Raw genomic sequence first — 14,627 nt, 5'->3', positions numbered from 1 at the left:
ACGTGCCCGCGTGGGAGACTCTCCTACGGCATGGACATATCCGGGACCCCCTTCAGAGCCGTACGCGCGGCGCTGTTCACGGCTGTCGTCGTGACGCTCAGCACCGCGTCACACGTGCTGCTGTCCGGGGTCCCGCTGCCGTTCACGACCGTCGCCGCCATCACCGCGGCGGTCTTCCTCGCCGCCTTCGCCCTGGCCGGGCGCGAGCGCGGCTTCGGGCGGATCGCCGGAGTGCTGATCCCGCTGGAGCTGGCCGCCGACACGGTCTTCACCACCGGTCAGCACGCCTGCTACGGCGAGGCGGGCGGCCCGGTCACGGGGCCGCTGCGCCAGGTCGGACTGGACGTACTGTGCGGCGGCGGGGGCGTCGGCGTGCCACTGGCGCGGGTCGCCGGGGGCTCCGAGCGGGCGGCCGCGCTGCTCGCGGGCGCCGGTCCGGGGGCCGCCTGGCTGCTGCTCGCCGCGCACGTCGGCGTCGGTCTGCTGGCCGCCGCCTGGCTGCGGCGCGGTGAGCGGGCGCTGGCCCGGCTGCTGGACGCGGCGGTCGCCACCGGCTTCCGCCCGCTGCTGATCGCGTTCGCCGCGGTCCTGGTACGGCCTCTGCGGGCGCAGCACCGGCCGACGCGCACCGCGCACCGTACGGCCGGCGCGCGCACCCTCCTCCACACGCACTCCCTGGGGCGGCGTGGACCGCCGTGCTCGGTCACCTTCGCGTGACCACCTCCTGAGCACGAGCAGGTCCCCCTCACACCCCCTCACACCCCATCGCGCACCACACCTGTGCGCGTTTTTCCCAGGGAGTTCATCCACATGAGCAAGCGGAACAGCAGCGCGGCGAAGTCGGCGGCCCGTGAGCGGCTGCGTCTGGAGCGCGAGCGTCAGGCCAAGCGCGCCAAGGTCAGGCGGCAGGCGATCGTCGCCTCCTCGATCGTCGCGGTCCTCGCGATAGCCGGCGGCATCGGCTACGCCGTCGTCCAGAACAACAAGCCGGGCAAGTGGGAGGAGGCGGCCAAGGCCACGGTGGTCGCCCCGGCGAACACCTCGGGCAAGAACGGCACCACCGTGCTGATCGGCGACTCCAAGACCAAGAACGTCGTCCACCTGTACGAGGACCCGCGCTGCCCGGCCTGCGCCGCCTTCGAGCAGACCGTCGGCGAGACGGTCAACAAGGGCATGCAGGACGGCGACTACAAGCTCTCCTTCACGATCGGCACCTTCCTCGACGGCAACCTCACCGGAGAGGGCTCGAAGAACGCGCTGAGCGCGCTCGGCGCCGCCCTGGACGTCAGCCCCGAGGCGTTCCTCGACTACAAGACCGCGCTGTACTCGGTGAAGTACCACCCGGAGGAGTCGACCGACGAGTTCGCCGAGGACGGCTATCTGATCAAGGTGGCGAACACGGTCGACGCGCTGAAGAACAACAAGAAGTTCCAGGACGCCGTGAAGAAGGGCACCTACGACGCCTGGGCGATGCGGATGAGCAAGTCCTTCGACGACGCCGACGGGGTCAAGTCCACCCCCACCATCAAGATCAACGACAAGGTGATCAGCAACCCGTCCACGGTCGAGCAGTGGCAGACGGCGCTCAAGGACGCGGGCGTCACCAAGTAGCCGCCGCGGGGCGCACATGAGCGGGCGGGCGCCCCCGGAGCCGTACTCCGGGGGCGCCCGCCCGACGGCGGCGGCGACAGCAGCAGCGGCCACGACGGTCGCGGCGGCTACGGCGCGATGTACGGCTTGACCCGCTTGCGGTAGTCCTCGGGACGGACCTCGTTGTAGTACTTGTCGGCGTCCTCGTCGTCCGAGGTGAAGATGTAGGCCGGGCACTCGTCCGACTCGGCCTTGCCCCTGTACCCGAACCGCTCCTTGCCCGTGCGGGCCTCGACGACCCGCACCCGGTACGAGGTGTTGTACGTCCGGATCTTCAGCGGCTTGCCGTCGGCCTCCATGTCGCAGACCTTGCCGGTCGCGGTGGCCTTGGTGCGCTCGACGCAGACGACCAGCTCCGCCTTCTCCACCTTGTCCTCGTAGTCGAGGAACCAGCCCTTGGGGAAGTCGCCGTCCACGGGCACGCTGCTCGTCCACCCGTCGCCGGTGCTGTTCATGAGCTGGGCCGGGTGCACGGTCTTCTTGCCGCGGTCGTAGGCCGGCAGCCCCTTGAAGCCGAGGTTGTCGGCGCAGACCCGCTCCAGGTCCTGGGTCGTCACCGGGACCTCCGGCCCGTCCGCGGCGGCTCCGCCCGACGACGATCCGCCGCCGCTCCCGGCCCCGGTGGTCGAGGCGGGTGACGAACACCCGCACAGGACCGCGCCCAGCACTCCCGCGGCGACCCAGATCCGGGCACGCTGCATGACGACCTCCCTGCCGAAAGAAAAAGAGGCAGGCAGGGCATGTCCCCCCGGGTCATGCCCTGTCCCCCCTGCCCTGCCGAACAGCAGCCTGCCGGGCGCCGGGCCCCCGGGCATCGGGGAAGATCCCCCATGTAGTGGTGCGACCCCCGCGGAAGTGGGGGCTACCCTGTACGCGCCTCGAAGACGCTTTCGAGGGATGCCCGACGGGGGTGCGTACGCGGGCGTACGAGGGCGTACGAGGGTTGCCACGACCATCCCGACAGGGCGCAGGGGGCCTGCAGTTGTCGTCGTTCTCTTCGGTGCCGTCGCCGTTCTCCCCGACGCCGTCCTCGTCGGCCGCTTCGTCCGCGCGGTCCGCGCCGTCCGCGCCGTCCGCGCGGTCCGCGCCGTTCGCGTCCACGTCGAACGACCCCTTCGCGTCCTTCTCGTCGCTGTCGTCGCCCGAGCTGGTCGGCCGGCGGGCCGAGCGGGAGCTTCTGGCGGCCGCCGTCCGGGCCGCCCGGGACGGGCGGGGCTCGTCGGTCTTCGTGCTGGGCGAGCCCGGTATCGGCAAGTCCCGGCTGGTCGAGGACGCGGCGTCGGCCGCCGCGGGCGCGGGCGCACGGGTCCTGCGCGGGCGCGCCGCGTCCGCCGGGCGCGCGGTGCCGCTGCGCCCGCTGGCGGAGGCGGTGTTCTCGGGCTTACGGGGCGAGGGGGCGCCCTCGGACGGGGACCTCGGCCTCTACGAGCCGCTGCTCTCCCGGCTGTGCGGATCGGCACCGCAGGACGGCGCACCCCTGGTCGGGTACGCCGAGGCGGTGCTCCGGCTCCTGCACGTCCTCGGCCGGGACGGCGGCTGTGTCCTGGTGCTGGAGGACCTGCACGACGCGGACGCCGACACGCTCGCCGTCGTCGACTACCTGACGGACAACCTCACCGCTCAGCGGGCCGTTCTGCTGGCCACCCTGCGCGGCGGGTCCGGCCCGGCGCTCGACCTCGCCGAGGCCGCCGCGTCCCGTCGTACGGCCCGTACGGTCCGCCTCGCCCGCCTCGGGCCGGCCGGCACCGCCGAGCTGGCCGCCCGGTGCCTGGGGCACGACACCGCCGAGGAGGTCCCGGCAGCGGTGCTGGAGCGGCTGCACGGCGTCTCCGAGGGCGTTCCCTTCGTGGTGGAGGAGCTGCTGCGGGCCATGGTCGACGGCGGCGGTCTCGTCCGGGACGAGAGTTCCCGCTGGACGGTGGCGGGCTCGCTGGACGCCGACGTGCCGGACACCGTCGCCGCCGCCGTGCTGCAGCGCGTGGACCAGCTGCCCCCGGCCGGCATCGCCCTGCTGGAGGCCGCGGCGGTGCTCGGCCGGCGTTTCCCCGTCGACATCGCCGCCCGCGTGGCGGGCCTGGACCACGCCACCGCCCTCACCCAGCTCCGCCATGCGGCCCGGGCCCACCTCGTCTCCGGCGCCACCGCCGCCTCGGACCCCGGCTGGCACACCTTCCGCCACGCCCTCACCGCCGACGCCATCACCCGGCGCCTCCTCCCCCCGGAACGCGCGGCCCTGTGCCTGGCGGCCGCGGACGCGATCGAGGCGGCGAAAGGGGTGGGGCGGGACGAGGGCACAGCGCGTCCCGCCGCGACGGGCCTCGACGGCGCGACCGCCGACGGGGACGGTCCGACACGCCCGAGCACGCCGGACGGGACGTACCCCGACACGCCCGCCGCCCCCGCTCCGTCCCCGGATCCGGGCCGACCGCGCCCGCCCCTCGGCGCGGAGGCGGGCGACGATCTGTACCGGCTCGCCGCGGAGCTGTGCGTGGCCGCGGGGCGGCCGGCGCGGGCGGCGGTGCTGCTCGTGCGGGCCGGGCGGCAGGCGGTGGCGCGGGGTGCGCTGCTGACCGCCGTCGAACTCCTCGACCGGGGCCTGGAGCTGACCGCCGGCGCGCCGGACGCGCCGCCCGAGGCCGTGGCCCGGCTGCTGGAGGAACTGCTCGGCACGCTGGTCCTCACCGGTGACGTACGGCGCGTGCCCGAGCTCGGGGACCGGCTGGACCGCGTCCTGACGGTGTGGGGCGCGCCGGCCGCGCGCCGGGCGGCGGGGTTCCTCGCCCGTGCGCGGGCCGCCGCGACCGCCCAGCAGTGGGAGGAGGGCCTGACCGCCGTACGGCAGGCGCGGGAGCTGCTCGGTGAAACGCCCGACCCGGCGGCACGCGCCGCCCTGGACGCGGTCGCCGCCCACCTGGTGCTCAACTCGCAGCGCCCGGACCGGCTGGAGAGCGCCCGCGCACTCGCCGAGGGTGCCGTCGCGACCGCCGAGGAGGTGGGGCTGCCGGAGGTGGCGTGCAAGGCGCTGAACATGCTCGGCTACTGCCTGCGGCCGCGGGACCTCGGTGCGGCGGAGGAGGCGTTCGCCCGGCTGGTGGCCACCGCCGAGGCCCACGCGCTGCCGGTCTGGCGGATCCGCGGCCTGCTGGAGCTGGGCGTGCTCGACCGTGTCCGGTCCACCGGCACGGACCGGCTGCTCGCCGCACGGGGAGCGGCCGAGGACACGGGCGCCGTGCTCATGACGGCCTGGGCCGACATGCATCTGACCCTCGCCCACATCCTGCGCGACGAACACGACCGGGCGGCCGAGTCCGCCGCCCGGCTCCGGGCGACGGCCCGCAGACTGCGGCTGCGGGAGGTGGAGCTGATCGGTGCCGGAGTGGACGGCATCATCGCCGCCTCGCTCGGGGAGCGGGAGAAGCTCGACACCACGCTGCGCACCCTGGAGCGCGCGCTCGCCGGGCGCAGCGCCGGGGCGCTCTGGGGCTACGCCGACACCTCGGTGTGGGGCTGGGCGCAGGGCATCTGCTCCCTGCTGCGCGAGGAACCCGACCGCGCGCTGGCCGAGTTCACGGAGGCGGACGGCGTGATGCGCGCGCTGCCCAGTACCGGCGGCGTCACCGGCTTCCTCGGCCCGTACCTGCTGTTGCGCACCCTGCGCGGCGCGATCGGCTGGGGCGAACTGGACGGCCCCGGCACCGAACGGCTCGCCCAGGTCCAGTGGGACCGCCCCTTCGTCGGCTGGTCCCGGGCCGTCCTGCTGGGCCGCGAGGGCCGCGCCGCCGAGGCCACCAAGACGGCCGAGGAGGCACTGACCGGGACGGACACGGTCCCGCTGGCCGCGCACCTGTGTCTGCGCCTGGGGGCCGAGGCCGCACTCGCCGACGGCTGGGGCCGGCCCGTCGCATGGCTGCGCACCGCCGAACAGTTCTTCCACGAGCGGGGCACCACGCGGGTGTCCGCCGCGTGCCGGGCCCTGCTGCGCGAGTCCGGCTCGCCGGTGCCCCGCCGCCGTCAGGGCCACGACGCCGTCCCGGGGGAACTCCGGCGTGCGGGGGTGACCGCGCGGGAGTACGAGGTGCTGCGTCTGCTGGGCGCCCGACTCGGCAACCAGGAGATCGCCGAGCACCTGTTCCTCTCTCCCCGCACCGTGGAGAAGCACCTCGCCAGCCTCCGGGACCGCACCGGTCGCCCCGACCGTGCCGCGCTGATCGCCCTGGCCAGGAAGTACGCCGACGAGAGGTGACCCACGGGCCGCGCCGAGACGGCTGACGCCCCCTCAGCCGGCCCCGCTCGCCCCCTGCTCACCCGACGTGCGGCGAACAATCGCCCGAACTTCGCACGGAATTCAGGCTTCTGTCTTACCCCTGGCCCTACCGATCAGTAATCTCATCGGCCGTGACCAGTCGCAGATCTCACTCCAGCCCCGACTCCCCCGCCCAGCCCGTGGGTTCGGCCGCGCCGAGCCGCCGTACGGTCGTCAAGGCGGCCGCCGCCGGGGCCGTGCTCGCCGCGCCGCTCGCCGCCGCCCTGCCGGCCCTCGCGGCGGAGTCCCCGGCCTTCCTGCACGGCGTCGCCTCCGGTGACCCGCTGCCCGACGGTGTCCTGCTGTGGACCCGCGTGACGCCCACCGCCGCCGCCACACCCGGCTCCGGTCTCGGCCCGGACGTCGAGGTCGGCTGGACCGTCGCCCTGGACAAGGCGTTCACGAACATCGTCGCGAAGGGGTCGACGACCGCGACCGCCGCCTCCGACCACACCGTCAAGGCCGACGTGCGCGGTCTCGCGCCCGCCACCACCTACTGGTTCCGCTTCTCGGCGGGCGGCACCGACTCGCCCGCCGCCCGCACCCGCACCGCCCCGGCCGGCGAGGCCGCCACCGCCAACCTGCGCTTCGGCGTGGTCTCCTGCGCCAACTGGGAGGGCGGCCACTTCGCCGCCTACCGCCATCTGGCCGCGCGCGGCGATCTCGACGCCTGGCTGCACCTCGGCGACTACATCTACGAGTACGGCACCGGAGAGTACGCCACGCGCGGCAAGGTCGTACGGCCGCACGCGCCGGCCCACGAGATCGTCTCCCTGGCCGACTACCGCGTCCGGCACGGCCGTTACAAGACCGACCCGGACCTCCAGGCTTTGCACGCGGTCGCGCCGGTCGTCGCCGTCTGGGACGACCACGAGATCGCCAACGACGCGTGGTCGGGCGGCGCCGAGAACCACACCGAGGGCGCGGAGGGCGCCTGGGCGGCCCGGCAGTCTGCGGCCAAGCAGGCGTACTTCGAGTGGATGCCGGTGCGCCCGGCGGTCGCGGGCACCACCTACCGCCGCCTGCGCTTCGGCAAGCTCGTCGATCTCTCGCTGCTGGACCTGCGGTCCTTCCGCTCGCAGCAGGTGGGCATAGGCGACGGCGAGGTCGACGACCCCGACCGCACGTTGACCGGCCGGGCCCAGCTCGACTGGCTGAAGGCCGGGCTGAAGTCGTCCGACACGACGTGGCGGCTGGTCGGCAACTCGGTGATGATCGCGCCGTTCGCCCTCGGCAACCTCACGGCCGACCTCTTCGAGCCCCTCGCGGAGCTGCTCGGTCTGCCGAAGGAGGGCCTCGCCCTCAACCCCGACCAGTGGGACGGCTACACCGACGACCGCCGCGAACTCCTCGCCCACCTGCGGCAGAACGCGATCCGCAACACGGTCTTCCTCACCGGCGACATCCACATGGCCTGGGCCAACGACGTGCCCGTGAACGCCGGGACGTACCCGCTGTCGGCCTCCGCGGCCACCGAGTTCGTCGTCACCTCGGTCACCTCCGACAACCTCGACGACCTCGTGAAGGTCCCCGAGGGCACCGTCTCCGCGGTGGCCTCCCCACTGATCCGCGCCGCCAACCGGCACGTGCACTGGGTCGACACCGACCGGCACGGCTACGGCGTCCTGGACATCACCGCCGCGCGGGCGCAGATGGACTTCTACGTCCTGTCCGACCGCACGAAGGCCGACGCGACGTCGTCCTGGGCACGCTCGTACCGGACCCGGAGCGGGACGCAGAAGGTGGAGAGGACGTACGACCCCGTGTAGGGCGTACGGACCCCGTGCAGGCCGCGGGAGCGGGTGCCCCGCGGCCCTAGGGCCCTTCTGACGGGCGCTAGAGGGTTTCGAGGAAGCCGAGCGCCACCCGCCAGGTGGCCTCGGCGGCCTCCGCGTCGTAGTCCGGCAGCTCGGGGTCGGTGTAGAGGTGGCCCGCCCCGGCGTACCGGTAGACCTCGACGTCGGCGCCGGCCCTGCGCATCTGGAGGTACCAGGCGCTCAGCCAGTCGTCCGGCTCGAAGGGGTCGGGCTCGGCGACGTGCAGCTGGACGGGCAGCTCGTCCACGGTCGCGGTGGCGGCGATGTCCGAGGTGCCGTGCAGAAGCAGCAGCCCCCGCGCGTTCTTGTCGCCCAGGGCCAGGGTCTGGGCGGTCGCGGCGCCCAGGGAGAACCCGGCGTAGACGAGCCCTCGCTCCGAGTAGGGCGCGGCGGCCAGGACCGCCCGCTTGAGAAGCTCCTCCCTGCCCAGCTCCTGGTTGAAGGCCATGCCGTCCTCGACCGTGTCGAACGTCCGCCCGGCGAAGAGGTCGGGGGTCCACACCTCGTGTCCGGCGGCGCGCAGCCGGTCCGCGGCCTCGCGCACCGCGGGCCGCAATCCGTAGGTCGAATGGAAGAGCACGATGTTCATGAGGCCATCGTGCCAGCCGGGCCGGACGACCGGTCGCCCGGCCGGTCCGGGGGCCCGCCCCGGCGCCCGTACCCAAAGGGCGTCGGAAGTCACATGTTCATCACCCCGCGAGGCCGGTTACGTTCGAAGGCATGGAGAATCTGCTCCGTCCATTGATCGTCATCGGTGGCTCGGTCGTCCTCACGCTGCTCATCGGCTGGACGACCGACCTGCTGCTGCGCAAAGCGGACCAGCGGCACCACGAGACACCTCTGTGGGGCCTGCTGCGCCGCGGTCGCATCCCCTACCAGCTGGTCCTGTGCGCGGCCTTCCTCAGAGCGACGTACGACGAGGCGCAACTGCTGGAGCAGCACCGGACCGCCATCGGCCGCGGCCTGACGCTGGTGCTGATCGGCGCCACGGCCTGGCTGGTGATCCGGATCGCGGCGGCGGTCGTGGAGACCACGTACAGCCGCTATGCCCGCGCCCACCGCGATGCCGCCCGGGTGCGCCGGGTGCGGACGCAGGTGACGCTGATCATGCGGGTGGTCTCGGCGATCGTCGGGGTGGTGGCCGCGGCCTCGATGCTGCTGACCTTCCCGGCGATGCGCGCGGCCGGCGCCTCACTGCTGGCCTCGGCCGGGCTGCTCGGCATCGTCGCCGGTATCGCCGCCCAGTCCACGCTGAGCAACCTCTTCGCGGGGCTGCAGATCGCCTTCGGCGACATGGTCCGCCTCGGTGACGTGGTCGTGGTGGAGGGCGAGTGGGGGACGGTCGACGAGATCACCCTCACCTTCCTGACGGTCCGCACCTGGGACGAGCGCCGCATCACGATGCCGGTCTCGTACTTCACCTCGAAGCCCTTCGAGAACTGGTCCCGCGGCGGTGCCCAGATGACGGGCACGGTCTTCCTCCACGTCGACCACGCCGCACCGCTGCCCGCGATGCGGGACCGGCTCCGCGACATCCTGCGGTCCTGCCCCGCGTGGGACGGCCGCCACTACGACCTGACCGTCACGGACGCGACCCCCTCCACCATGGAGGTCCGCGCCCTGGTCACGGCCAAGGACCCGGACGACCTGTGGACCGTCCGCGTCACCGTCCGCGAACAACTCATCCACTGGCTCACCGAGACCCACCCGTACGCCCTCCCGCGCGTCAACACGGCCGACGCGGTGCTTCCCCCGAACCATCCGAACGGCCACGCCGACGGCCGCGTCCCGCGCCTGCCCCGCAGCCGCGTCCACGAGCCGCCGAGGTCGACGGGCCGAGGATGACCGGTGGCGGGTGCGGGCCCGACCGGGGGCCACAACCCCCGGATCCGCACCCGCCGACGGCGGGAGGCCCACCCGCCCGCACCTGCACCTCACCGCAGACTGCGCACGTCCAGATGCCGCAGTACCCGGTCCACCACCTCGGGGTTCGCCCCCGGCTCGCTCCGCGCGGCCAGCACCTCGTGCCGGGCCGCGCTCAGCATCTCCCCCTGGATCCGGCGCATCCGCCGCAGCCGCCGCACGCGCTGCTCGTGCCCCTCCCGGCGCTCGTCCTCCCCCACCTCCGGGCTGATCCGCACCCCGATCTCGAAGGCCCGCCGCAGCAGCCGCTCGGACATCTCCTCCGGCAGCTCCTCCGTCTCCTCGATCTCCTTCAGCCGCCGCTTCGCCGCCTTCGCCGCCCGTACGGCCAGCACCTTCTCGAACTCCTTCTCGGCCCCCTCGTCCGCCCGCACCCCCAGCCGCCGCACCAGCGCTGGCAGGGTGAGCCCCTGCAGCACCAGCGTCGCCATGATCACCCCGAACGCGATGAACACGATCTCGTCCCGGTCGGGGAACGGCGCCCCGCTCTCGGTCTCCAGCGGAATCGCCAGCGCCAGCGCCACGGACGCCACCCCCCGCATCCCCGACCACCACATCACCACGGTCTCGCGCCACGACACCGGGATCTCCTCGTCGTAGTCCCGTTTCGCGTGCAGCCGCCGCGCCAGCCAGGTGGCCGGCAGCAGCCAGGCCAGCCGGACGAGCACGACGACGGCCACCACGGCCGCCGCCCAGCCGAGCATCTCCTGCCAGCGCCCGGACGCCGTACGGATCGCGTTGTGCAGCTCCAGGCCGATCAGGCCGAAGGCGACCCCGGTGACGAGGGTGTCCACGACGTCCCAGACGGTGTGCCCGGCCAGCCGCGTCAGGACGTCGTCCGCCCCGAGCGCGTACTCCGCGAGGAACAGCGCCGTCGTGAGCACCGCGAGGACCCCCGACCCGTGCAGCTCCTCGGCCGTCACGTACGCGGCGTACGGCACGAGCAGGGTCAGCCCGATCTGCAGCGTCGCGTCCTCCAGGAAGTCCATCAGCTTGTTGGCGGCCCAGCCGAGCGCGATCCCCACGGCGACGGCGACGACCCCCGACAGCACGAGCTGGAGCGCGGCGTGGGGCCAGGAGAACGATCCGCTGACGGCCGCGGCGATGGCCACGTGGTAGAGCACGATGGCCGTGACGTCGTTGAAGAGGCCCTCGCCCTCCAGGATGGACACCAGCCGGCGCGGCAGCCCGAGCTGTCCCGCCACGGCGGTCGCCGCCACCGGGTCGGGCGGTGCGACGAGTGCGCCGAGCGCGAGGGCCGCCGCGATCGGCAGCCCCGGCACGATCGCGTGCGCCACGGCGGCCACCGCGGCGGTGGTCACGAACACCAGGGCCACGGCCAGCAGGAGGATGGGCCGCAGGTTCGCCGTGAACTGCCGCCAGGAGGTCCGCCGCACCGCCGCGTACAGCAACGGCGGCAGCAGCAGCGGCAGGATCAGCTCCGGCGGGATCTGCACATTGGGCACGAACCCGGGTACGGCGAGCGCGATGCCCAGCAGTGTCATCAGCACCGGCGCGGGCAGCTTCAGCCGCTCCCCCACCGGCACACTGACCACGGCTCCGACCAGCAGGACGAAGAACAGGGCCAACTGATCCATGGGGGCGCTCCGCTGGTGCTAGACGATCAAGACCGGCCGGTTCTCAGGGTGCCCCACCCGCACCGCCGGACGCTAAAGGGTCCGGCGCATCGCCCGGTGCGGTATCCCGGCGTCCAGGAACTCCGCACCGTACGCCGCGTATCCCAGCCGCTCGTAGAACCCGAGGGCGTGGGTCTGGGCCCCCAGGTCGACCGCGGTCAGCCCGCGTTCGCGCGCCGCGTCCTCGACAACCCGCACCAGCGCGACGCCGACGCCCAGTCCCCGGGCCTCCGCAACGACCGCGAGCCGCCCGAGGGAGCCCACGCCCGGAGCACCGCCGGTCTTCCCGGCGGCGGCCTCCCCGTACAGCAGCCGCCCGGCCCCGAGGGGCGTTCCGTCGTCCCGCACGGCGAGCACGTGGACGGCCCCGGCGTCGTACGCGTCGTACTCCAGGTCCTCCGGCACCCCCTGCTCGACGACGAAGACCTCCTTGCGCACCGCGAAGCAGGCCGCGCGGTCGCCGGGACCGTCGGCGACACGCACCGCGTAGGACACGGGCACGGGGGCGGGCACGGGCACGGGAACGGGGACCGGTTCGGGACTCACGCGTACGTCTCCTCCCGCACCTTGTCGAGGGCCTTCTGCAGGTCCGCGGGATAGTCGCTCTCGAACTCGACCCATTCGCCGTCCCCGGGGTGCTCGAAGCCGAGCCGCACCGCGTGCAGCCACTGGCGGGTGATGCCGAGCCGCTTGGCGAGCGTGGGGTCGGCGCCGTAGGTCAGGTCACCGACGCACGGGTGCCGGTGGGCGGACATGTGGACGCGGATCTGGTGGGTGCGGCCGGTCTCCAGCTTGATGTCGAGCAGCGAGGCGGCCCGGAACGCCTCGATCAGGTCGTAGTGCGTGACCGACGGCTTGCCCTCGGCGGTGACGGCCCACTTGTAGTCGTGGTTCGGGTGCCGTCCGATGGGCGCGTCGATGGTGCCGCTCGTCGGGTCGGGGTGACCCTGGACCAGCGCGTGGTAGCGCTTGTCGACGGTCCGCTCCTTGAACTGGCGCTTCAGGGAGGTGTACGCCCGCTCCGACTTGGCGACCGTCATCAGTCCCGAGGTGCCCACGTCGAGCCGGTGCACGATGCCCTGGCGCTCGGCGGCACCCGACGTCGAGATCCGGTACCCGGCGGCGGCGAGCCCGCCGATGACGGTCGGCCCGGACCAGCCGGGGCTCGGGTGCGCGGCCACGCCGACCGGCTTGACGATCACCACCACGTCGTCGTCGTCGTGCACGATCTCCATGCCCTCGACCGGTTCGGCGACGATCTGCACCGGCGCGGGCGCCTGGGGCATCTCGACCTCCAGCCAGGCCCCGCCGTGCACCCGCTCCGACTTGCCGACCACCGACCCGTCGACCGTGACCTTCCCCGCGGCGGCGAGTTCGGCCGCCTTGGTGCGGGAGAAGCCGAACATGCGGGAGATGGCGGCGTCGACACGCTCGCCCTCCAGGCCGTCGGGCACGGGCAGGGTACGGATCTCGGGAATCGTGCTCACCCGTCGAGTATGCCGGACGGGTGAGAGGCGCCCGACCGTGCCTGTGGACAACCTCCCCGGCGCGGCCCGGCCGCCCTCAGCCCTTGTGGACGGTCCCGTCCGGGTCGAGCCCCCGGAACGACAGCAGCACGATCAGGATGCCGCCGCAGACGATGGCCGAGTCCGCGAGGTTGAACACCGCGAAACCCTTCGGCGCGATGAAGTCGACGACCGCTCCCTCGAAGACGCCCGGCGCCCGGAAGATCCGGTCGGTGAGGTTGCCGAGCGCGCCGCCGAGCAGCAGGCCGAGCGCGATCGCCCAGGGCAGGCTGTAGAGCTTGCGGGCGAGCCGGGCGATCACCACGATCACGATGGTCGCGATGACCGTGAAGATGATCGTGAACGCCTCGCCGAAACCGAAGGCCGCACCCGCGTTGCGGATCGCCTCGAACTTCAGCCACTCCCCGATGATCTCGATCGGCTCGTGGTGCTCCAGCCTGGCGACCACGATCATCTTGCTGACCAGGTCGAGCGCGTACGCCAGCGCGGCGACCCCGAAGAGCACGGCGATGCGGCGCCTGCCGCGCGGCCGGGCGGCCGCGTCGGCCCGCTCCGCCGCCGCGGCACCGCTCCCGTCGTCGGACTGCTCCGGGCCGGCCCCCGCCGCGTCTGGGATGTCCGGCGTACCGATGATGCGCTCCGCCTCTGCCACGTGAGTCCCTCAACCTAGGTTCCTGACTGAGGACAAAGGTACGACACGACCCTCACGGACCAGGGGCTCAGGCCGTGATCGCTACCGGCGTTCCTGCTTCTGCTTGCACTCCACGCAGAGCGTCGCCCGGGGGAACGCCTGCATCCGCGCCTTTCCGATCGGATTGCCACAGTTCTCGCAGAGGCCGTACGTGCCCGAGGCCAGCCGGTCCAGGGCGCGCTCGGTCTGGTCGAGCATCTCGCGCGCGTTGTGGGCGAGCGAGAGCTCGTGCTCACGCGTGATGTTCTTGGCCCCGGTGTCGGCCTGGTCGTCGCCGGCGCCGTCCCCCGAGTCCCGCATCAGGCCCGTGAGCGAGCGCTCGGACGCCTCCAGCTCGGCCTTCAGCCGCTCGGCCTCGGACTGCAGCTCCGTGCGGGCCTCGGCGACCTCGTCCGGGCTCCAGGGGTCCTCACCGGGCCGTACCGCCAGCTCGCCGGGCTCCACCGCCGCGGGCCGCGCCTTGGGGACGGCGGAGGGCTTCCTCTTCGCCGCCGTAGCCGTACCAGGAGTGTTCTTCGCAACCACTGTCGTGGCTCCCGTCGTCTCGGCGGCCTGGGCCGCGTCCGCCTTCTTTTCCGTGCTCTTCTTCGCAGAGGGGCTCTTGGCCGCGCTCTTCGCCGTGCTCTTCCCGGTCGTGGCCTTCTTCCCGGCCGTGGCCTTCTTCACGGCTTTCGTCACGGCCTTCTTCACGGCCGTCTTCCCGGCCGCCGTCTTCTTCGCCACCGCCTTCTTCGCCACCGTCTTCCTGCCGGCCGCCTTCACCGCCGCGGCCTTCGTGCCCTCGCCTCCGCCGCCGGAGGCCACCGTGGATCTGCCGGACGCCGGCTGCTGTACGGCGGTCTTCTTCGCCACCATGGCCGCGGCCCCTTCACATATGGTGATCTTGCACGCGAATCGTGCTGGGACGATAAATCGAGCGGAGTCCCCGGGCAACGGGACAGACCACCCGATTCTCCCACCTCACGACCGCCGTGCGACGAGCCTGCAAGCGTTGTGCCCAGCTCCCCGCCGGGTATTCCGCCCCGGCGGACGTCCCAGGATCCGGACGCGCGTCCCGCTCCATTCGGGTCACCCCGCAGG

At 73.3% G+C, this 14,627-nt stretch carries 12 protein-coding genes; 5 read left to right on the top strand and 7 right to left on the bottom strand.

Annotated elements, in window-relative coordinates; translation table 11 throughout:
* Positions 1-30 precede the first annotated feature (30 nt).
* Both PYR72_RS35745 and PYR72_RS35740 read left to right on the top strand, forming a co-directional pair.
* The gene (locus tag PYR72_RS35745) at positions 31-717 is read left to right on the top strand and encodes a hypothetical protein (protein ID WP_275459132.1); all 687 of its coding nucleotides are present in this window, start codon (positions 31-33) and stop codon (positions 715-717) included.
* Between the two features lie 93 nt (positions 718-810).
* A complete protein-coding gene (locus tag PYR72_RS35740) occupies positions 811-1,611 on the top strand; it encodes a DsbA family protein (protein WP_275459131.1) in 801 nt (266 codons plus the stop codon).
* 107 nt (positions 1,612-1,718) lie between these two features.
* Here the strand turns inward: PYR72_RS35740 and PYR72_RS35735 are convergent, their stop codons facing one another.
* The gene (locus PYR72_RS35735; RefSeq protein WP_275459130.1) at positions 1,719-2,351 is read right to left on the bottom strand and encodes a hypothetical protein; all 633 of its coding nucleotides are present in this window, start codon (positions 2,349-2,351) and stop codon (positions 1,719-1,721) included.
* 281 nt (positions 2,352-2,632) lie between these two features.
* Here PYR72_RS35735 and PYR72_RS35730 point away from each other — a divergent pair, with 281 nt between their 5' ends.
* Positions 2,633-5,893, top strand: coding sequence for a LuxR family transcriptional regulator (locus PYR72_RS35730; RefSeq protein ID WP_275459129.1), 3,261 nt, complete (start codon positions 2,633-2,635; stop codon positions 5,891-5,893).
* A gap of 152 nt (positions 5,894-6,045) precedes the next feature.
* Positions 6,046-7,722, top strand: a complete 1,677-nt coding sequence (locus PYR72_RS35725) for an alkaline phosphatase D family protein (protein WP_275459128.1) — start codon at positions 6,046-6,048, stop codon at positions 7,720-7,722.
* A gap of 67 nt (positions 7,723-7,789) precedes the next feature.
* On the opposite strand, the gene PYR72_RS35720 is transcribed toward PYR72_RS35725, so the two are convergent.
* Complete coding sequence (locus PYR72_RS35720; protein ID WP_275459127.1) at positions 7,790-8,359, bottom strand: dienelactone hydrolase family protein; 570 nt, start codon at positions 8,357-8,359, stop codon at positions 7,790-7,792.
* A gap of 131 nt (positions 8,360-8,490) precedes the next feature.
* On the opposite strand from PYR72_RS35720, the gene PYR72_RS35715 reads away from it, so the two are divergent.
* Positions 8,491-9,615: a mechanosensitive ion channel domain-containing protein gene (locus tag PYR72_RS35715; RefSeq protein ID WP_275459126.1), complete on the top strand. Its 1,125-nt coding sequence runs from the start codon at positions 8,491-8,493 to the stop codon at positions 9,613-9,615.
* An 89-nt stretch (positions 9,616-9,704) separates the two neighbouring features.
* Here PYR72_RS35715 and PYR72_RS35710 read toward each other — a convergent pair whose 3' ends face one another.
* The 5 genes from PYR72_RS35710 to PYR72_RS35690 all read right to left on the bottom strand — a co-directional run bounded on the left by PYR72_RS35710 (position 9,705) and on the right by PYR72_RS35690 (position 14,402).
* Positions 9,705-11,291, bottom strand: coding sequence for a Na+/H+ antiporter (locus PYR72_RS35710; protein ID WP_275459125.1), 1,587 nt, complete (start codon positions 11,289-11,291; stop codon positions 9,705-9,707).
* Positions 11,292-11,363: 72 nt separating this feature from the next.
* Entirely contained in the window at positions 11,364-11,825 is a 462-nt protein-coding gene (locus PYR72_RS35705; protein WP_275460613.1) for a GNAT family N-acetyltransferase, read from the bottom strand.
* 47 nt (positions 11,826-11,872) lie between these two features.
* A complete protein-coding gene (locus tag PYR72_RS35700) occupies positions 11,873-12,817 on the bottom strand; it encodes an RluA family pseudouridine synthase (protein WP_013004363.1) in 945 nt (314 codons plus the stop codon).
* A gap of 76 nt (positions 12,818-12,893) precedes the next feature.
* Positions 12,894-13,508: a signal peptidase II gene (gene lspA / locus PYR72_RS35695; RefSeq protein ID WP_275459124.1), complete on the bottom strand. Its 615-nt coding sequence runs from the start codon at positions 13,506-13,508 to the stop codon at positions 12,894-12,896.
* 81 nt (positions 13,509-13,589) lie between these two features.
* Positions 13,590-14,402 carry a TraR/DksA family transcriptional regulator gene (locus PYR72_RS35690; protein WP_275459123.1) on the bottom strand — a complete coding sequence of 271 codons (813 nt, stop codon included), beginning with the start codon at positions 14,400-14,402 and terminating at the stop codon, positions 13,590-13,592.
* Positions 14,403-14,627 lie beyond the last annotated feature (225 nt).

The organism is Streptomyces sp. VNUA24, from assembly GCF_029167005.1.
In the GTDB taxonomy this organism is placed as follows: domain Bacteria; phylum Actinomycetota; class Actinomycetes; order Streptomycetales; family Streptomycetaceae; genus Streptomyces; species Streptomyces scabiei.
The sequence above is the reverse complement of the archived record's forward strand: the minus strand, read 5'-3'. Positions and strand labels throughout refer to the sequence as shown.

Excerpts from the sequence above, each read along its gene's own strand:
- PYR72_RS35745 (WP_275459132.1), top strand. The coding sequence starts at position 31 with ATGGACATATCCGGGACCCCCTTCAGAGCCGTACGCGCGGCGCTGTTC.
- PYR72_RS35740 (WP_275459131.1), top strand. The coding sequence starts at position 811 with ATGAGCAAGCGGAACAGCAGCGCGGCGAAGTCGGCGGCCCGTGAGCGG.
- PYR72_RS35735 (WP_275459130.1), bottom strand. The coding sequence starts at position 2,351 with ATGCAGCGTGCCCGGATCTGGGTCGCCGCGGGAGTGCTGGGCGCGGTC.
- PYR72_RS35720 (WP_275459127.1), bottom strand. The coding sequence starts at position 8,359 with ATGAACATCGTGCTCTTCCATTCGACCTACGGATTGCGGCCCGCGGTG.
- PYR72_RS35715 (WP_275459126.1), top strand. The coding sequence starts at position 8,491 with ATGGAGAATCTGCTCCGTCCATTGATCGTCATCGGTGGCTCGGTCGTC.
- PYR72_RS35710 (WP_275459125.1), bottom strand. The coding sequence starts at position 11,291 with ATGGATCAGTTGGCCCTGTTCTTCGTCCTGCTGGTCGGAGCCGTGGTC.
- PYR72_RS35690 (WP_275459123.1), bottom strand. The coding sequence starts at position 14,402 with ATGGTGGCGAAGAAGACCGCCGTACAGCAGCCGGCGTCCGGCAGATCC.